Source organism: Mesorhizobium sp. CNPSo 4684 (assembly GCF_057784315.1).
Window position 1 is genome coordinate 139,987 of the sequence record NZ_JBWLUX010000003.1, and the last position, 17,428, is coordinate 157,414.

The 17,428-nt window shown below is 63.3% G+C and carries 22 protein-coding genes and 1 pseudogene; 8 read left to right on the forward strand and 15 right to left on the reverse strand.

The genetic code is table 11. The features are described from left to right. Position 1: 1 nt before the first annotated feature. On the forward strand, positions 2–820 hold the full coding sequence (locus AC04SG_RS03745) for an MBL fold metallo-hydrolase (RefSeq protein ID WP_488549987.1): 819 nt from the start codon (positions 2–4) through the stop codon (positions 818–820). A 13-nt stretch (positions 821–833) separates the two neighbouring features. Here AC04SG_RS03745 and AC04SG_RS03750 read toward each other — a convergent pair whose 3' ends face one another. Beyond that, positions 834–1,034: a GNAT family N-acetyltransferase gene (locus AC04SG_RS03750; protein WP_488549988.1), complete on the reverse strand. Its 201-nt coding sequence runs from the start codon at positions 1,032–1,034 to the stop codon at positions 834–836. On the opposite strand from AC04SG_RS03750, the gene AC04SG_RS03755 reads away from it, so the two are divergent. After that, the gene (locus AC04SG_RS03755) at positions 1,033–1,227 is read left to right on the forward strand and encodes a hypothetical protein (protein ID WP_488549989.1); all 195 of its coding nucleotides are present in this window, start codon (positions 1,033–1,035) and stop codon (positions 1,225–1,227) included. The genes AC04SG_RS03750 and AC04SG_RS03755 overlap by 2 nt on opposite strands. On the opposite strand, the gene AC04SG_RS03760 is transcribed toward AC04SG_RS03755, so the two are convergent. Continuing rightward, a complete protein-coding gene (locus AC04SG_RS03760; protein WP_488549990.1) occupies positions 1,205–1,597 on the reverse strand; it encodes a hypothetical protein in 393 nt (130 codons plus the stop codon). The two genes, AC04SG_RS03755 and AC04SG_RS03760, sit on opposite strands and share 23 nt — an antisense overlap. A 218-nt stretch (positions 1,598–1,815) precedes the next feature. Further along, a complete protein-coding gene (locus AC04SG_RS03765) occupies positions 1,816–2,292 on the reverse strand; it encodes a RidA family protein (protein ID WP_488549991.1) in 477 nt (158 codons plus the stop codon). Positions 2,293–2,482: 190 nt separating this feature from the next. Between AC04SG_RS03765 and AC04SG_RS03770 the strand changes: the two genes are divergently transcribed. Then, positions 2,483–3,172, forward strand: coding sequence for a TetR/AcrR family transcriptional regulator (locus tag AC04SG_RS03770; RefSeq protein WP_488549992.1), 690 nt, complete (start codon positions 2,483–2,485; stop codon positions 3,170–3,172). 88 nt (positions 3,173–3,260) lie between these two features. On the opposite strand, the gene AC04SG_RS03775 is transcribed toward AC04SG_RS03770, so the two are convergent. The 6 genes from AC04SG_RS03775 to AC04SG_RS03800 form a co-directional block, all read right to left on the reverse strand. Beyond that, positions 3,261–3,524 (reverse strand): hypothetical protein, encoded by a 264-nt coding sequence (locus tag AC04SG_RS03775; protein ID WP_488549993.1) that lies wholly within the window; start codon positions 3,522–3,524, stop codon positions 3,261–3,263. 92 nt (positions 3,525–3,616) lie between these two features. Next, a complete protein-coding gene (locus AC04SG_RS03780) occupies positions 3,617–4,396 on the reverse strand; it encodes a DUF2066 domain-containing protein (RefSeq protein WP_488550054.1) in 780 nt (259 codons plus the stop codon). A gap of 114 nt (positions 4,397–4,510) precedes the next feature. Next, positions 4,511–5,383 (reverse strand): aldose 1-epimerase family protein, encoded by an 873-nt coding sequence (locus AC04SG_RS03785; RefSeq protein WP_488549994.1) that lies wholly within the window; start codon positions 5,381–5,383, stop codon positions 4,511–4,513. Positions 5,384–5,558: 175 nt separating this feature from the next. Next, a complete protein-coding gene (locus AC04SG_RS03790; protein WP_112561756.1) occupies positions 5,559–6,275 on the reverse strand; it encodes a Bax inhibitor-1/YccA family protein in 717 nt (238 codons plus the stop codon). 23 nt (positions 6,276–6,298) lie between these two features. Beyond that, on the reverse strand, positions 6,299–7,075 hold the full coding sequence (locus AC04SG_RS03795) for an anti-sigma factor family protein (RefSeq protein WP_488549995.1): 777 nt from the start codon (positions 7,073–7,075) through the stop codon (positions 6,299–6,301). Further along, positions 7,072–7,605, reverse strand: a complete 534-nt coding sequence (locus AC04SG_RS03800; RefSeq protein WP_376740395.1) for a sigma-70 family RNA polymerase sigma factor — start codon at positions 7,603–7,605, stop codon at positions 7,072–7,074. The genes AC04SG_RS03795 and AC04SG_RS03800 overlap by 4 nt, the downstream gene beginning before the upstream one ends. Positions 7,606–7,767: 162 nt before the next feature. Here AC04SG_RS03800 and AC04SG_RS03805 point away from each other — a divergent pair, with 162 nt between their 5' ends. Then, positions 7,768–8,205, forward strand: a complete 438-nt coding sequence (locus AC04SG_RS03805) for a DUF3592 domain-containing protein (protein ID WP_488549996.1) — start codon at positions 7,768–7,770, stop codon at positions 8,203–8,205. 127 nt (positions 8,206–8,332) lie between these two features. Next, positions 8,333–8,518, forward strand: a complete 186-nt coding sequence (locus tag AC04SG_RS03810; RefSeq protein WP_488549997.1) for a hypothetical protein — start codon at positions 8,333–8,335, stop codon at positions 8,516–8,518. A 49-nt stretch (positions 8,519–8,567) separates the two neighbouring features. On the opposite strand, the pseudogene phnX reads toward AC04SG_RS03810, so the two are convergent. Both phnX and AC04SG_RS03820 read right to left on the reverse strand, forming a co-directional pair. Further along, positions 8,568–9,379 (reverse strand): annotated as a pseudogene (phnX, locus tag AC04SG_RS03815) (phosphonoacetaldehyde hydrolase). After that, complete coding sequence (locus AC04SG_RS03820) at positions 9,379–10,539, reverse strand: TIGR03364 family FAD-dependent oxidoreductase (RefSeq protein WP_488549998.1); 1,161 nt, start codon at positions 10,537–10,539, stop codon at positions 9,379–9,381. Before AC04SG_RS03820 ends, phnX begins: the two are co-directional and overlap by 1 nt. Before the next feature lie 190 nt (positions 10,540–10,729). Here AC04SG_RS03820 and AC04SG_RS03825 point away from each other — a divergent pair, with 190 nt between their 5' ends. Further along, a complete protein-coding gene (locus AC04SG_RS03825) occupies positions 10,730–11,914 on the forward strand; it encodes an amino acid aminotransferase (RefSeq protein ID WP_488549999.1) in 1,185 nt (394 codons plus the stop codon). A gap of 36 nt (positions 11,915–11,950) precedes the next feature. Here AC04SG_RS03825 and AC04SG_RS03830 read toward each other — a convergent pair whose 3' ends face one another. After that, positions 11,951–12,169, reverse strand: coding sequence for a hypothetical protein (locus tag AC04SG_RS03830; RefSeq protein ID WP_488550000.1), 219 nt, complete (start codon positions 12,167–12,169; stop codon positions 11,951–11,953). 150 nt (positions 12,170–12,319) lie between these two features. Between AC04SG_RS03830 and AC04SG_RS03835 the strand changes: the two genes are divergently transcribed. Both AC04SG_RS03835 and mazG read left to right on the forward strand, forming a co-directional pair. Further along, positions 12,320–13,807 carry a winged helix-turn-helix domain-containing tetratricopeptide repeat protein gene (locus tag AC04SG_RS03835; RefSeq protein WP_488550001.1) on the forward strand — a complete coding sequence of 496 codons (1,488 nt, stop codon included), beginning with the start codon at positions 12,320–12,322 and terminating at the stop codon, positions 13,805–13,807. Between the two features lie 93 nt (positions 13,808–13,900). Then, complete coding sequence (gene mazG / locus AC04SG_RS03840) at positions 13,901–14,725, forward strand: nucleoside triphosphate pyrophosphohydrolase (protein WP_488550002.1); 825 nt, start codon at positions 13,901–13,903, stop codon at positions 14,723–14,725. A 6-nt stretch (positions 14,726–14,731) separates the two neighbouring features. On the opposite strand, the gene hflX is transcribed toward mazG, so the two are convergent. The 3 genes from hflX to AC04SG_RS03855 all read right to left on the reverse strand — a co-directional run bounded on the left by hflX (position 14,732) and on the right by AC04SG_RS03855 (position 17,375). Continuing rightward, on the reverse strand, positions 14,732–16,123 hold the full coding sequence (gene hflX, locus AC04SG_RS03845; RefSeq protein ID WP_488550003.1) for a GTPase HflX: 1,392 nt from the start codon (positions 16,121–16,123) through the stop codon (positions 14,732–14,734). Next, complete coding sequence (gene hfq, locus AC04SG_RS03850) at positions 16,124–16,369, reverse strand: RNA chaperone Hfq (RefSeq protein ID WP_006202172.1); 246 nt, start codon at positions 16,367–16,369, stop codon at positions 16,124–16,126. It abuts the gene before it with no gap. 145 nt (positions 16,370–16,514) lie between these two features. Continuing rightward, positions 16,515–17,375 (reverse strand): D-amino-acid transaminase, encoded by an 861-nt coding sequence (locus tag AC04SG_RS03855; protein WP_488550004.1) that lies wholly within the window; start codon positions 17,373–17,375, stop codon positions 16,515–16,517. Between the last annotated feature and the right edge of the window lie 53 nt (positions 17,376–17,428).

The window sequence follows — 17,428 nt, forward strand, 5'->3', positions numbered from 1 at the left end:
CGTGAGCAGCCGGCTGCGCCTCACCATTCTCGGATGCGGCTCGTCGCCCGGCACGCCGCGCATCACCGGCGACTGGGGCAATTGCGACCCGGCCAATCCGAAGAACCGGCGCACACGCTCGGCGGCACTGGTCGAGCGAATTGCGGCAAATGGATCCAAAACCACCGTCGTCATCGATACCGGGCCTGATTTTCGCGAGCAGATGCTGATGGCGGCGGTCAAGCGCATCGACGCCGTCGTCTACACGCATCCGCACGCCGACCACATCCACGGCATCGACGATCTGCGCGGCTACGTGCTCGAACAGCGCCACCTCATCGACATCCACGCCGACCAGCCGACGATGCTTAGGCTGCGCGAAGCCTTCGGCTACTGCTTCGAGACGCCGCTGGGCAGCTCTTATCCGCCGATCGTCAGGCCGCACATCATCGATCACGCCAGGCCGGTGACCATTGAGGGCGAGGGCGGTGCCCTCACCCTTGAGCCGCTGCCGCAGTTCCATGGCGACATTATTTCGCTCGGCTTCCGCATCGGCGGGCTCGCCTATTGCCCTGATATCAGCGACTTCCCCGACACTACCGCCGAGCGGCTGCACGGCCTGGAGATGCTGGTCATCGATGCATTGCAGTACAACACCCATCCCAGCCATTTGTCGCTCGGCCAGGCGCTCGGCTGGATCGAAAAACTGGCGCCGAAACAGGCCGTGCTGACGCATATGCATGTGCCGCTCGACTATGCCACGATGATGGCCGAGACGCCGGACACCGTGGTGCCGGCCTATGATGGCATGGTGATCGAAATCCCTTATGAATCAGCGTGATGTGAACGGCTGTTTATGAGGATGTTCGGCTCTTTGGTCCGAATATCAGCAGCGTTCCAATCCGCTCATAGCCCATGCGGGGATAAGGCAGCGCTCCGGCATGCGTCGCCAACAGCATCGAGCATCGCGCCCCACGCGCCCGGTCGTCCTGCAGCATTTTGGCCATTAGCGCTTGGCCGATGCCGCGGCGCCGGTGCGAAGGCTCGACAAACATGGCCGAGCCACCAGGTGGCGCCGACGGCGTCTATGCGGCGCACACGCCCGACGATAGCGTCGCCATCGAGCGCCACATACTGGCGGAACGGCGCGCTGTCACCGAGCAGATCGGCCGCGATCGGCCGCCTGCGCACGATCTTTGCCAGCTGCGCCGCCCCGTTCGACTGTCTACACACGCTCGATCGAGATAGCGGCTGGCGGATCCGGGACCTGACGCAATGACTGGACGAAGAAACCTTCCGTCCGCAGCAGCCGGTAGCCGAGAGCCTTGTAGGCGGTTCGCACCGGCTGATCCGGTTCGTCACTGGCGATCACGACCGAAACAGCAAAGCTTGAGCGCGCGTGCTGCCGCGCGATCGCATCGGCTTCCTCGGCCGCGACATCATGGACGACCCATTCTTCGCCGCGATAGTCGCGAGGATTCTTGCGCTCGGCATCGCGCATCAGCCACAACGGTCCGACGCGGCTGGCCTCGTACGGAAAGGTGCCGCTTTTGTCGGTGCTGAAGCCATGCACGAACACTTCGATCGCCGCTTCGATGTCACGCTTTGCTGTCGTCATCCATGCAGCGTAGCGTTGGCCATCAGCTCAAGGCAACACGGATCGATCGTGCCAAGCCTATGAAAATCAGCAGCAATTCCCGGCAACAGCGTAGCGCCTTAGTTCCATAATCTATCTTATGCGACTTTTATGTGTGGCTACTGCGTGGTTCTACTGGCGACCTGGGAACCGGCCCCAAGGTGCTGCCTCACGTGCCGCCCGTCCTGCCAGCGAGCCAGCTAGTCGAGCACCACCACGGCCTCCACCTCGAACAACATGGGGTCGATTGCAAGCTTGGGAACGGGAACCAAGGTCTGCGCCGGCAGCGCGTCGCCGAACATCTCCTTGACGTTGCTGGTCAGCACCTTGAGCTTGGACATGTCGTGGTCGACCACGAAGACGGTGAGCTTGGCGACCTGATCGGGTTTCGCACCAATACCCTCGAGCGCTGCGCGCAGGTTCGCATAGGCCTGCCTCACCTGGACGGCGAAGTCGGGCGACAAGCCTCCCTTGCTGTCCTGGCCGCCCTGCCCGGAAATATATGCCACCCGGGCTCCGGGCGGCGTGATCACGGCCGTGCTGTAGCCGTTCGGCGACGGGTCATAGAGGGTCTGCGGATTGACGATGGTCAGCTTGTTCTCGGTGGCCGTCGTCGCTGTGGGAATGTTCATGATGATTAGGCCTCCGATAAGCAGATGCTTGATTGCGCGTGACATGATTTCTTTTGGCTCCGCGGACTGCGAGCGACCCTCGCAACCGGCATGATTGAACTTTGGCCATATCAGCCATAGCATGACTCATACGATGTACGAGTCATGCTATGGTACAACGTACTAGTCAAGCGGGCGGCGTCGACATTCCTGACGGTGCCTGCCAAAATCGACGCTCAGTCAGCGAGGAAGACGAATGCCAGCCAAACGCGGCGGCGCCCGAAGCAAGCGCTCTGACAGGACAAGCCTTCAGCCCGTGCAGGAGCAGGCCAGCGAACCGCCTCTCTCCCGGGACCGTATCGTCGCGACCGCAGTAGAATTGCTGGACGCTCATGGGCTGGACGGATTGACGATGCGCCGGCTGGCAGATCGCCTCGGCGCCGGCGTGATGAGCCTGTATTGGCACGTCGACAACAAAGAGGATGTCCTGGACCTGGCCCTCGATGCGGTGCTCGACTATCGCGGGCCGCCGCAGTCGGACGATCCTCAAGACTGGCGCACGGAAATCGTTCATATGCTCGAGGACTGGCGTGCCAGCATGCTCCGCCATCCCTGGTCGACATCGCTGTTGCCGCGCCGAGCGCTAGGCCAAAACATCCTCAGTCGCCTGGAACGCATGAGCAAGACCTTGTCCAGGGCCGGCGTCGCGGACGCGGATCTGAACGCGGCAATATGGTCGCTCTGGAACTATGTGATGGGCGCCACCATCACCCGGGCCAGCTTCGATGTCTCTGACGAAGACAGGGCCGCCGCGCAGCAGCGGCTTGAGCATCTTAGCGGCCCCTACCCGACGATCGGGGGCTCCCGCCTGCTGCTGGACGACGATTGGGATGGCGCCTTCCGCAAGGGCCTCGGCTTCCTGCTCGACGGGCTCTCTCCGAAGTAATCGGTCATCGCGAAGTTGGCGATTTCATCCCGAAAAACTCGCTAGAGCCCCGCTGAAGGCCGCTGCGATTGCAACAAGATGAAAGACATCAAGGGCCAGCCATCTGGAGGCTGCTGGCGCCCGCAACAAATGCCCCGTAGGCAGGAAACTGCAGCGCCGCCAATCCGATCGAAAGGCCGGTGATGGTTGTGTCGGTCAACAGCGTTGCCAGCATGGGAACCGGGTAGAGAAGCCGCGCCAAAACATAGTCTCCATGCCCTGCGCCGGCCGAATAGAGTGCCAGGAAGAAGGCGATGGGCGTGATGCCGAGGCCGACAAGGAACCCTGCCTGCGAGGAGAGTTTCGGCAGCATTGTTCCTCCAGAAGGCAATGCAAGAACCAAATGTGCGCTGGCTAACTCATGTCCGCAATGGACCGCCCTTCGCACCGAGGAAAGCGCGTAGATCAGTGCGGCGTGACGGCCTCCGGCTCTCCGTTGCCCGACAGGATCTGCAGCGTCCCGCGCACAGCGTTGCGGAACGCATCGTCGAAGCTGACGCCGCGCACCTGCCAGCGGTATTCCTTGCCCTTGGAGGCAAGCCGCCAGTCGCCGACCCAACCCAGCGCTTCCGGGCGCCACGCCAACGTGCCGGCAAGCACAGCATCGCCACCCAGGGTTTGCGTCACGTCGGCAAGCACGACGTCCTGCGGTTTGGGTAGCTCCAGCGGCAAGCCGGTCCGGTATGCGGCGGCCGCCAATGCGACACGCATATCCGCTGCGAGCTCGCCCCCGCCATCGCGCACCAGCGTGAAGCCGTCGCCTTTCATCGGCTTTACGTCGAGCATTGCGACAATTGCGGGCCGCGGCAACGGCCACGGTTTGCGCCCGAGCGACGCCAGCAAGGCATCGATCTTGTCCGGAGCGAAATCGGCGGTGATGTATTTTGGCCGGTCATGGGTGCCCTGCTCGTCATGTGGCGGACGGTTGTTGAGAAGGTCCCGGTAGTCGATATCAGTGACATAGTCGGCTGCGTGCCGGCTGATCTCCGTCACACGCGGATCACCTATCAGCCGCGGGTCGCCGGAAACCTTGACCAGCACCTCTTCAAGGCACGGCGCAAGGCCCCAGGCCCGGTTCTCCTCGCCAGTGCCGCTGGTCACCGATTGCGCGCGGTAGAGGCTGGCGCGGCCGATATCGGCTGCTGCAACAGGAAAGACAAACAGCACGGCCAGCGTCGCTGCCACCAACTTCAAGCATCCAGGCATCCGCCGACCCCTCCCAGACGGTCCGGAACATCCGTCGGAGCCATAACTCCTGATCATTCAGGGAATTTCAAGGCGCCTGGAGGCTAGCGCCAGTTAGGTGGATGTCAGCTTTACCTGATAGCTCAGCACACGCTTCTCTCCAGGCGCGATCAGCATCACGCCCGGCTTGTCGGCGAACTCGCCGTCAAAATCGACGGGGCTGGCAAGGCCGTGCCAGGGTTCGATGCACAGGAACGGCGCGCCGCCGGGCTTGGACCAGATCCCCAGTTCCTTAAAGCCTTGCCACGCCACCTCGATCGCCGGACCGTGCGCGGCGGCATAATGCACGCTCGCGCTGGCCGGCCGGTCGAGGATCACGGCGTCTGCATCGAACAGCCGTTCGGAGAGCGCCAGCGTCTTGCCTTCGATGGGCGTCGGCAGGGGTGCTGCCAGCATCAAGCCATCCTTCAGCCGGCGGATCGGCGCCGGCTCGTCCTGGGCGAAGGTCAGGTGGTAGTCGGTCTTGGCGAGGTCCGCCTGCAGTGGCCAGTTGAAGGCAGGGTGCGCCCCGACCGAGGCCGGCAGCGTCTCGTCGCCGGTGTTGGTAATGTCGAAGGAAATATCGAGCCGCCGGCGTTCCAGCGTGTAGGTGACCGCCAAGCGAAACGCGAAGGGATAGCGCGCACGGGTGTCGGCATCGTCGGTCAGCACCAGGGTGCAGGACCGGGGACCCGTCTCGGCCCAAGCAAACGGCTTGTCTCGAGCGAAGCCGTGCTGGGTCAGCGGATAGAGCTGGCCGCGATGGCGCAGTTGGTCGCCCTTCAGCCGGCCGACGATCGGAAACAGCACCGGCGAATGCCGCCGCCATTCCGGTCCGGCCTGCCACAAAAGCTCCAGGCCCTCGGCGTTGCGCAAGGAGACCAGTTCAGCCCCCTGCCCGACGATGGTTGCCGAGATGCCGTCGCCGTGAAGCGCTACTTGTTCCATAAATTTCTCGCGGCTGGCTGATCTGGCAGCAGGCTAGCAAAGGGCCGCCTGTGAACTCAAGAGCAGCCAGGCAGCTCTTGTGCCGCGATGGCTAACCCATACACCGCCAGAGACAAAAATGGCCGGAGGTTTCCCTCCGGCCACAGTTTGATAATGTTGCCTGCTACGGTCCCGCCTACTCGCGTTCGCCGGTGAAATTCAGCAACAGCTGGAAGATGTTGACGAAGTTCAGGTAGAGCGACAGCGCGCCGAAGACGGCGAGCTTCTGCTGCGATTCGGCGTCGAAATTCTCCGCATACTGTTCCTTGATCGTCTGCGTGTCCCAGGCGGTCAGGCCGACGAACACGGCGATACCGATCACCGAGATGGCGAACTGCAGCGCAGTCGAGCCGAGGAAGATGTTGACGACGCTGGCGATCACCACGCCGATCAGACCCATGATCAGGAAAGACGAGAACTGGGTCAGGTCACGCTTGGTCGTGTAGCCGTAGAGGCTGGTGGCGCCGAACATGGTGGCGGTGATGAAGAAGGTGCGCGCGATGCTGGTGCCGGTGAAAACCAGGAACACCGAAGCCAGCGACAGGCCCATCACCGCGCAGAAGGCCCAGAACATCGCCTGGGCGCTGGCCGCCGACATCGTCTGCATCTTGAACGAGAACAGCAGCACGAAGGCGAGCGGCGCCAGCATCACCACCCATTTCAACGGGCTGGAAAAGATCGGCACGTAGAGAGCCGGCGTCGAGGCGACCATGAAGGCGACGAGGCCGGTGACGACGAGGCCGATACCCATATAGTTGTAGACGCGCAGCATGTGGCTGCGCAGGCCTTCGTCATAGACGGCGCCGGCGCGGGCGCCAGCGCCCATGCGATAGCCGAGATCAGGGGTATTCATGCGGGTTCTCCTTATGTGAGGTCTCAGTAAAGCGTTTTGGCGAGCGTTTCGGCGGCACGGTCGAGGTCATGGACATCGCTGCGCGCAACGACCGCGTAGGCGACCTCGCCGATCTGGAAATAGGCCGAGGAAATGTCGCCCGAGGGCGCTATTGCCGGCTTGACCACGTCGAAGGTTCCGGGCCGGATCGCAAACAGCGAGACCAGCCCCATATCCTTCGTCTCCAGCGCCACCTCGACGCTCGGCCCGAACCGCGACGGATAGATCTGCACGTCGCGGATCTTCCAGTCTTTCGGCAGCGACGGCATGACGATCGCGGTCGCAGCGCGAATTTCATCGGCATCGTAGTTAGGCGCCTCGAGCTGCGAGGGCATCGCCTCGCGCATGAGCGTCGTCCTGTGCGCCCGGGTCGCTTCTTCGACATAGGCGGGCGGCGTCGGCGAAGCCACCACCTTGGTCACCAGCAGCGGACCGAACAGGCCGTTCGCCAGCCAGCCGGCGCCGACAAAGACGGCGACCGCGGCCGCTCGTTGCAGCACGGCGAAGACGCGGCGACTGGCCAGCCCCCTGCCCAGCCGGCGCGCGACTTCAGTCGTCGCCGGCCGCGCCATCCCTGTGGAAGCGGCCAGCGCCAGGCGCAACTCGTCGCGCGTCCTCAAATCGGACATCACCCGCGCCGCTGCCTCCGGACGAGCCGACAGAAACGCTTCGACCTCGATTCGGCGCGCGACATCCAGCTGGTCGTCGACATAGGCGTCGAGGTCGGTATCGGTCACCGGGTCCCGCAACAGTTCGGTCATGACGGGTCTCCCACGATCCTCAGATGGTTCTTGGCCGGCGAAGGGAGAGCGCTCTCCATCGAGCGCAGCGCCGCGCGCGCCCTGCCGATGCGCGACATCAGCGTGCCCAGCGGCACCCCGCTGGCGTCGGCAGCCTCCTGGTAGGAAAGGCCCTCGATGGCGACCAGATGCAGCGCCGAACGCTGCTCTTCCGGCAGGCTGAAAAAGGCCTCGCGCACCTGCGCCAGGCGCACGGAATGTTCCTGCGGCGCCGGCGTGCTGGCATCGGTGAGATAGCCGGCCTGCTCGACGCGCGCCGCTTCCGAACGGTGCGAGCGCATCTTGTCGATGAATGCGTTGTGGACGATCGACAGCAGCCATGCGCGCAAATTGCCGCCAGAACGGAATGTGCCGCGCCGCTCATAGGCGCGCACCAGCGCGTCATGCACCAAATCCTCGGCGTCACTGCTGTCGCGTGTCAGCGAACGTGCATAGCGCCGCAGCGAACCCAGTTGTCCAACTATATCGAAGCGTGGCATCGATCGTTTCATGCCCTGTTTACGGAACAGGCGCGAACTTTAATCCATTGCCGCAAAAACTTTTGGTTGGTCGCATGGATGCCAAAATCCGGCCTCGCAACGCCCGTCTCCCGTACGGCAGATGTTTGCTCCATGCTGATGGCTTAGCCTTCCCGTCTTTCCAAGGAGCAAAAGATGGTCGGTGGGGATCGGGTAACGGGTGCCGCGGCGCTTTCGATCGTCGGCAGGATGTTCATAGTCCTTGGCATTGTCGGACTGATCGTTTCCGGCGTTCTGGCCATCGTCGAGATGTATGGCCCCCGCACCGCTTCGGCGACGGGCAGCATCGTCGCCGCCGAATACAATCCCCTCATCGAGTTCTCGACAGCCGACGGCACCGTGATCCGCTTCAACAATGCCGTCCACAGCTCGTCCTGGGGCGATGGCGACAGCGTCCCTGTCGCCTACGACCCAACCAATCCGCAAAATGCCTCCGTCGACAGCTTCGCCGGACGCTGGTTCCTTGCCGGGCTGGCCGGCATGCTCGGCGGTTTCTTCCTGCTGATCAGCATCGTGCTCATCGTTCTCGGACGGGTCCTCACGCGGCGGATCATCACGAATTCGAAGCCCTAGCCGTTTCGCTACCGGTTGGCCTACCGCGCCTGTCGCACAACATCCCCCGCACGGCAGATGCGCGCCCGCCATCGCGGGACTAATTTGTCACCGTTCGCTTGCGCGTTTCGTCGAACGGAGACCCGTGATGAACAGGATGAAACGCGCGGCCTTGCTGCTCGCCGCCGGAACCCTTGCCGCGATCATTGCTATCCTTCTGGCCGTCAGCAGGGCTGGCGCCCGCGCCAGGACTGCGATCAACGGCTCTGATCAATCCGGCGCCGCCAAGGCCCGCGTCGCCGGCATGCTGGCGGTCGACCTGTCCGGCCGCTAACCGACGGACCGCCCGCTGGCGACGGATTGACTGCTTAGCGGCTGCTCCTTCAGGGCCGTTCGCCGCGCCGAAGCCTGCCCTCGATTACCGCAATCACCGGCAGCAGATCGGCAACCCCGTTTACGACATAGTGTGCGCCTGCGGCACTGAGCCTGGCCGAGGCTTCGGCGCGCTTGGTGCGGAAAACTTCCGGCGCCATTGCCTGCGTTTCGCCAGTGTGTGGCCGAAGACGTTGCCGGTGACCGACACGCCGACTGTCCAGGCGCCGGCGTTGATGCCTTCGGCAATTCCGACCTCGGTGTCGTCGACCTTGACGCTGAGCCATGGGGGATAGACGCCGAGTTCGGTCAGCGCCTTCCACAGCATGAACGGTGTCGGCCTGCCGTCCGGCGTATCGCCGGTGCAAACCAGGCAATCCGGCGCAAAACCGTGCGCGGCCGCTCCCGGCAGGATCTCGGCCATGATGTCGCGTGTGTAGCCGGTGGTCGAGCCGATCTTGAGGCCGTGCGCACGCAGCGTGGCGACCACGTCGGCGACGCCCGGAATGACATCGGAAAAGCGAGCCGCGACCGCCCGGTTCTTCGGCACGAAGACGTCGTAGACGGCGTCGATGTCGGCCTCGGTCGGCGCATGCCCATGTTGTTTGGCCCAGGCGGCCGAAATCCTCGGCAGCGCCATCAGCGCGGCAATGTGCGGGCGCTTGGCCATGCCCATCGGTCCGCGCGCCTCCTCGTTGCTGATGGCAACGCCGAATTCCTGGAACGCTTCGACGAAAACGCCCATCGGCGCCAGCGAGCCATGATCGACAACGGTGCCGGCCCAGTCGAAAACGACGGCGCGAAGCAGGTGCTGGGGGGGCATCAGGCGATCTTTCTGGCGTCTGCAGTGGTTGAACCGAAGAGTTCGTCGATCACCTCTTCGGCGATGGCGAACGACGTCGAGGCGCCGGTGCCGCTGGTGATCATCACCATGCGCACATTCTCCTGCGGGGCATCGGCAAACATCGTGTGGTCGGCGGCCGAGGCATAGATGCCGGTCCAGCGTTCCAGCACCCGCGGCGGCGTACCGCCAAAGACAGCGCTGAACTCTTCCAGGATGATTTCGTCGACCCGCTCCGAGGCGAACGGGTCGGGCGTCGCCGCGTAATGGTGCGAATCGCCGACCACCAAAGTGCCGTCGGCGCTCTGCACGACGATCAGATGCACGCCATTGTCCAGCGCGTGGCGCTGATCGCTCTCGAGCCGGCGCTGCAAGGCTGTGGCTTCAGGCAGGGCCCCGAAGCCGGAATAGCGCGCAAGCCCGAGATCCGACATCACCGGAGATGGAAGCCGGAAGCCGGGATCGGCAAGGCGCATCATCTGCAATTTGCAGCGCCGGACGCTGTAGAGCGCAATACGCTCGGGATAGAGCGTTGCCAGATCGTCGCCGGGGCAGACAATCACCTTGTCCGCGCGAACTATGCCGCGGCTTGTCTCGATGGCTGGCGGCTCGATGGAGCGCACTGCCGTCTCGCGGCGAAATTGGACACCGTGCCATTCGGTAAGGAAGGCAGCAAGCTGGGGGATCGCCTGGCGCGATTCGACGCGCACCTCATGCGGGCTCCACAGGGCGCCGGCAACGTCCTGCCCGGCAAACTGTGGGTATTGGCGGCGCAAATCGTCGGGTTCGAGCAGCGAACATCCCTCGCCCATCTCGGTCTGCAGGAACGCTTCGACGACGCTGCGCGCCTCGGGACGACGCGCGACGACGATCGTGCCGCGCTGGATGATGTCGATGCCGGCCGGCCCGGCCACTTCCTGCCAGATGTCGCGCGAGCGCATGGCGCGCCGCCACACATGGCCCCGTTCCTGGCCGCTCACCGTGACGAAGCCGAAGTTGCGCACCGAGGCGCCGTTGGCCTGCGCATCACGGTCGATGGCGACGACGGAAAGGCCGCGACGGACGGCAGCGAGCGCATGCGCAAGACCGACAATGCCGGCGCCGACAATGGCGAGATCGAATTTGTCTTGCTGGCTCATCATTGTCCTTTCGCCGCAATGCTTTGTCCGTCCCGGCCAAGCTATTCAAACTACGACCATGTGACAGGAACGTGTAGGCGCGATTCAGGCGGCGACGATGGTCCTCGCCCGGACTTCCGTCTGGTGCACATGAAAGCGCTGGCGAAGCTCGCCCGATTTGCGTATCACTCCGCCGCCACCGGAAACGCTCTCCATGTTCGAAACACTGCAGCCTGCTCCCGCCGATAAGATCATCGCCCTGATCGGCCTCTACCGCGCTGATCCGCGCCCCGGCAAGATCGACCTCGGCGTCGGCGTCTACAAGGACCGCGACGGCAAGACGCCGGTCATGCGCGCTTTGCGCGAGGCCGAGAAGCGGCTGTTGCAGGGCCAGGACACCAAGACCTATCTCGGTCTTCCCGGCGACACCGGCTTCAACACGGCGATGGTCAAGCTGGCCTTCGGCCCCGCAGCCGACATGACGCGCATTCGCGCGGCGCAGGCGCCGGGCGGCTCCGGCGCGCTACGGCTGGTGGCCGAGCTTTTGAAGCGGACCCGCTCCGACGCGACCGTCTGGCTGTCGGATCCGACCTGGCCGAACCATCCGCCGGTGATGCGCGGCGCCGGCCTCAAGGTGCGCGACTATCCCTATTTCGATGCGGCTTCCGGCGCGGTGCGTTTCGACGACATGCTGGCGGCGCTGGGTACGGCCGAGGCCGGCGACATCGTGCTGCTGCACGGCTGCTGTCACAACCCGACCGGCGCCAATCTCGACGCCGCGCAATGGGCCAAGGTCACCGACCTAGTCGTCGAGCGCGGGCTGTTGCCCTTTGTCGACATTGCCTATCAGGGCTTTGGCGAGGGCCTAGACGCCGATGCTGCCGGTCTGCGCCTGCTGGCCTCGAAGGTTCCGGAAATGGTCGTTGCCTCGAGCTGCTCGAAGAACTTTGCCGTCTACCGCGACCGCGTCGGCGCGGCGATGATCCTGGCCAAGGATAGCGTGCAAGCCGATGTGGCGATGAGCCAGATGCTGGCGGCAGCGCGCGCCATGTATTCGATGCCGCCGGACCATGGCGCGGCGGCCGTGCGCATGGTGCTGGAAGACGATGGCCTTCGCGCCGACTGGGAGGCGGAGCTTGAGGAGATGCGGCTGCGCATGCTGAGACTGCGCGTCCAGTTCGCCGACGCACTGCGCCGGCAATCCAATTCCGACCGCTTCGATTTCATCGCCAGCCATCGCGGCATGTTTTCAAGGCTTGGCCTCACCGAAGGGCAGGTCGAGCGGCTGCGGTCGGAATACGGCGTCTACATGGTCGGCGACAGCCGCATCAACGTTGCCGGCCTGCCCGAGGACGGTATGGACGATCTCGCCAAGGCGGTTGTCTCGGTGCTCGACTAGAGCAATTCCAGGAAAGTGTGAAACGGGTTCCGCCTCTCACCAGGTGGGATCCCGACCCTCGAGATCATCGTCCGGGGCGACCTCCGGCTGGCGACGGCGACTGGCGTAGGGGCCAACGTATGCCATTTTGAGTGCATCTCCCACCACGCTGGATATGGCGGCAAGCGATGCGCCGATTTCGAGCCTCGGCAAGCTTGGCCGTAGCCGGCTAAGGCTGCGGATTGTGGTCGCGGCGGTGGTGGAGATGTCGGTCATGGTGTCCTCCTTGACCGTGAGAATGACACCGCTCCCCACTCAGGTCCTTGGCTCGGACCTGAATAGTCCTGACCAGTCCTGAACAGCCCTGAAGTTCGCCTTCAGAACCGTCTTGGGGTATCCTCGCCCCCAAGGGACGGGTTCTGGCAAATGGACTTGGAGTTCGGGAACTATCACCTGAAGCGCACCGAAAGGCTGCTGCTGGGCCCCAATGGACCGGTGGAGCTTTCGGCGCGATCCTTCGACATCCTCGCGACATTGCTGGAGAGGCCGGACGAGGTGATCGGCAAGACCGAACTCTTCGATGCGGCATGGCCCGGCTTGGTGGTGGAGGAGAACACGCTGCAGGTCCATATCTCGGCGCTGCGAAAACTGCTGCCCGCCGAAATGATCGTAACCGTCCATGGTCGCGGCTATAAATACGCTGGCCCCAAGCCCCTCGCGGTTACGGCAGAGGCTGTGGCGCCGTCCAGAGCGTCCATCGCCGTTCTTCCCTTCGACAACATGAGCGGCGACCAGGAACAGGACTATTTCAGTGACGGGATAACCGAAGATATCATCACCCAGCTTGGCAAGTTCAGGGAGTTTCTGGTCATTGCGCGGAACTCTTCCTTCCAGTTCCGCGGCAAGGCGAATGATTTGGCCGAGGTGGCGAAGAAACTTGGCGTCCAGTACGTCGTCGAAGGCAGCGTGCGCAAGATCGGCAACCGGGTGCGGGTCACCGTGCAGCTGATCGACGCATCTTCAACAGCTCACATCTGGGGCGAGCACTACGACCGCGAACTCGATGACATTTTCGCCATCCAAGACGAAATCACCCAGATGATTGCAGCCCGCCTGGCCCGGCAGACCAGAATCGCGATTGCATCGCGCGCCAGGGCGCGGCCGACGGACAACATGTCGGCCTATGAGTTCTACTTGCGAGCACTGCAACTGGCGGCCGTCTATGACGCCGCGCACGAAGCGGAACCGTTTCTGCGCCAGGCGGTAAAGCTCGACCCGCGGTTTGCTGCTGCCCACGCCATGCTCGGCGTTGTCGAGACCCTCAAGTTCTTCTGGGTCTTCTACAATCCGGATTATCTGCATCCCGCACTGGAGATGGCGAAAACCGCGTTGCAGCTCGACCCCGACGAGGCGTACGGCCATCTCGCCAGCGGCTTTGCTCATTTGTATTTGCGCCAATTCAGGCAGGCTGAAATCAGTCTTGACCGTGCAATTGCCCTCAATCCGAACGATCCGTTCATTCTCAGTATCCGTGCGCTTTTCCTCAACTACACGGACAGGCCGGATGAGGCGCTTGTTGAAATAACCGAAGCCCAGCGCCGCGACCCATACGCTGTGGGGTGGTATGAGGACTTTCGCGGCATCATCCTGACCGCGGCTGGACGATACAGCGAGGCAATTGCCTGCTACGCAAAAATGGCCGATGTACCGCGGTGGTCACTCGTTCGTCTGGTCGTCTGCCATTTTGAACTCGGCGAAATGAGGCAAGCACAAGACGCCCTGGCAAACGTCAAGGCGCATTATCCTGGACTACACCTTGACGAGATCGTTGATGCGGAAGTGGATTACTACAGGGATGCCTCTGTGTGCAGCCGTTATCGCGCCATCCTGCAGCGCGTTGATAACGAAGGATAAGCTTCACCACTCAGTGCCGCCACCTGTGGACAATCTCCCCTCGCCGGTCGACGGCATTGGCCGGCAAGCCGTACGCACGGTAGCATCCCGGCTATGAAACCTTCGCAGGACATCTCCCGACTGATCGAGATCATGGCCGCGCTCCGGGCGCCGAAGACCGGCTGTCCCTGGGACATCGAGCAGGATTTCTCGACCATCGCGCCCTATACGATCGAGGAGGCCTACGAGGTCGCCGACGCCATTGCGCGCGGCGACCTCGACGATCTGCGCGATGAACTCGGCGATCTCCTGCTGCAGGTCGTCTACCACGCGCAGATGGCGCAGGAGACGGGCGACTTCGCCTTCGGCGATGTGGTTGAGGCCATCACCACCAAGATGATCCGCCGCCATCCGCATGTCTTCGGCGACGAGGAGGCGCGCAGCGCCGGCATGGCCAAGGGCATGTGGGAAAAGATCAAGGCTGAGGAGAAGGCTGAAAAGCGAAGCGTCCGGCTCGCCCGCGGCCTCGACCCGGAAGACAATGGCAAGGGTTTTCTGGACAGCGTGCCGGTCGCCCTGCCCGCCCTAACCCGGGCCTTGAAACTGCAGGAGAAGGCAGCCCGGGTCGGCTTCGACTGGAGCGAGGCGGCGCCCATCCTCGACAAGATCGAGGAAGAGATCGGCGAGTTGCGCGAGGCGCTGGCCAAGGGCGAAACGGCCGAGATCAAGGACGAATTCGGCGACATGCTGTTTGCCGTCGTCAATCTGGGCCGTCACCTCAAGCTAGATTCCGAAGCTGCCCTCAGCGGCACCAATGAAAAATTCCGCTCGCGCTTCCACTATGTCGAGCGCGCGCTGCAGGCGTCGGGAACCACGTTGGATAAAGCCACTCTGGACGAAATGGAAGCGCTCTGGCAGCAGGCCAAGGGCAAGACGTAAGCAGGCTTACGCTCCGTTTTTGCGGTGCAATCGGCTTTCGATCTCTTGCCGGGCTGTGTGCGTGGCCTTGAGCGCAATGGTCGCGCTGCCATCCTCATTGTCGATGCGCGAAACGATGTCGCCATTGCGGTAGAGCCAGTCGACGAGGCCGAACTGCGCCGGCTCGACCGTCACCGTCAGTTCCTCCAACTCGCCTGACATCCTGGTCTCGATCAGCGCCTTCAGCGCATCGATGCCTTCGCCGGTGATGGCCGAGATGGCGATCGGCGGCGCCTTGTTGGCATCGGCGCCATCGGCAAGCAGGCGCTCCCGGTTGCCATCGTCGAGCAAGTCGACCTTGTTCCACACCTCGACGACGCGCTTGGTATCGCCGGCGTCGACGCCGAGATCGGCCAGGATGCGTTCGACATCCTCGGCTTGCGCGGCTGTGTCCGGATCCGAGATATCGCGCAGATGGATGACGAGATCGGCCTCGACCACCTCTTCCAGCGTGGCGCGGAAGGCGGCGACCAGATGCGTCGGCAGGTCCGAAATAAAGCCGACCGTATCCGACAGGATGATCGGCGTGCCGTGCGGCAGCCGCACACGGCGCAGCGTCGGGTCGAGCGTGGCAAACAGCATGTCTTCGGCCAGCACGTCGGCTCCGGTCAGCCGGTTGAACAGCGTCGACTTGCCGGCATTGGTGTAGCCGACGATCGCCACCACCGGGAACGGCACCTTCTTGCGCTTGGCGCGATGCAGGTCGCGGGTGCGGCGCACCGTTTCCAGCTCGTGCTTGAGCTTGATGATCTTTTCCTGCAACTGCCGTCGGTCCGACTCGATCTGGGTTTCGCCGGGGCCGCCGAGGAAGCCGGCGCCGCCGCGCTGGCGTTCAAGGTGGGTCCAGCTCCGCACCAAGCGGCCCTTCTGGTAGTTGAGGTGGGCAAGCTCGACCTGCAGCGTGCCTTCCTTGGTCCGCGCGCGTTCGCCAAAAATCTCTAGGATCAACCCGGTGCGGTCCAGCACCTTGGCGTTGAATTCCTTCTCGAGATTGCGCTGCTGCACAGGCGTCAGCGGATGGTCGACGATGACCACCTCCGCATGACCCTCTTTGACGATCTCGGCGAACTCCGCGACCTTGCCGCTGCCGAGCAAGGTTGCCGGGCGGGGATCGTTGACGGTCACCACCGCCGTGTGGATCAGATCGAGGTTGATGGCGCGGGCAAGGCCGACCGCTTCGTCGTGGCGGGCATCGGCCGAACGCGTCAGCCGCGGACGATTTGTTTCGTCATCGTTGCGCTGATGCCGGGTAAGCACCGGCACAATGACAACCGCCCGGGTCGGACCATTGGCTTCCGTCCCAGGGTGATGCGCTGGTTTCCCGCGGACGCTGCGGTCCGCGTCTTTCTCACGTGCCAATCAGGCGCCCTGGCTTTCCTCGCCATCGAACATCTGAACCGGCTGGCTCGGCATGATCGTGGAAATGGCATGCTTGTAGACGAGCTGGGAGTGGCCGTCGCGGCGCAGCAGAACACAGAAATTGTCGAAGGAAGTGACCACGCCGGTCAGCTTGACGCCGTTGATAAGAAAGATGGTGAGTGGATTTTTGCTCTTGCGAACAGAATTCAGGAACAGGTCCTGAAGGTTTTGCGATCGTTCCGCCATTGTTCTTGTCTTTCGCCGATCCCCTTCGGTTTGCAGGCCAATGCGCCAAATTAGCGGGCACATGTCAAGCTTGCAAACACCCCCTTGCCGTCAGTAACGACAACCAGAACGAGATATATTGATGTGCAGTCCATCTGTGCGGTTATCAGGCTGGACTTTTTTCCGCAATGTCAAAAAAGGCCTGCCGCAATGAAAGTGTTATTGAGCCGGGGTGGCCATTGGCGACCGCGGCGCCGTCGATTGCCACCACCGGCATGGCTATTGTCGTTGCCGAACTGATGAAAGCCTCGCGCGCCGCCTTGGCTTCAGTGACCGAAAACCCGCGCTCCTCGATCTTCAAACCGAGCTTGGCCGCCACCTCGAACATGGTGGTGCGGGTGATGCCGCGCAGGATGCCGTGCTCGGCCGGCCGGGTCACCAGAACACCGTCCCGGGTCACGATCCAGGCATTCGACGAGCCGCCTTCCTTGACGTTGCCTTCTGTATCGATGAACCAGGCTTCCTGTGCGCCGGCTTCCTTCGCCTTCTGCTTGGCCAGCACATTGGGCAGCAGGCCGGTGCTCTTGATGTCGACCCGGTCCCAGCGGTTCTCCGGCACGGTAATGACCTTGATGCCGGTCTCGGCCCGCTTTGCGGCCGCCGCCGGGTCGGCCTTTCTGGCCGTAATGACCAGCGACGACAGTGTATCGGCCGGGAAAACGAAGTCGCGGCTGGCGACGCCGCGCGTCACCTGGACATAGACCAGGCCGTTGACGACCTGATTGCGCCGCACGACTTCGCGCAGGAGAAGCGGCAGCACGCCCTTGGTAACCGGCCAGTCGATCGACAGTTCGCTGAGCGAGCGGTTCAGCCGTGCTAGATGGCGCGGCATGTCGACGATAAAGCCTTGAGCCACCTCGCAGACCTCGTAGACGCCGTCGGCGAATTGGTAGCCGCGATCCTCGATATGCACGGCAGCGTCGGCATGGGCGACATAGCGCCCGTTCACATAGGCAATGCGCGGCATTCAGTGATCCCTCAGAAAAGTCCCGGTATTTTTAGGCGATTCCGCCGCTGCCG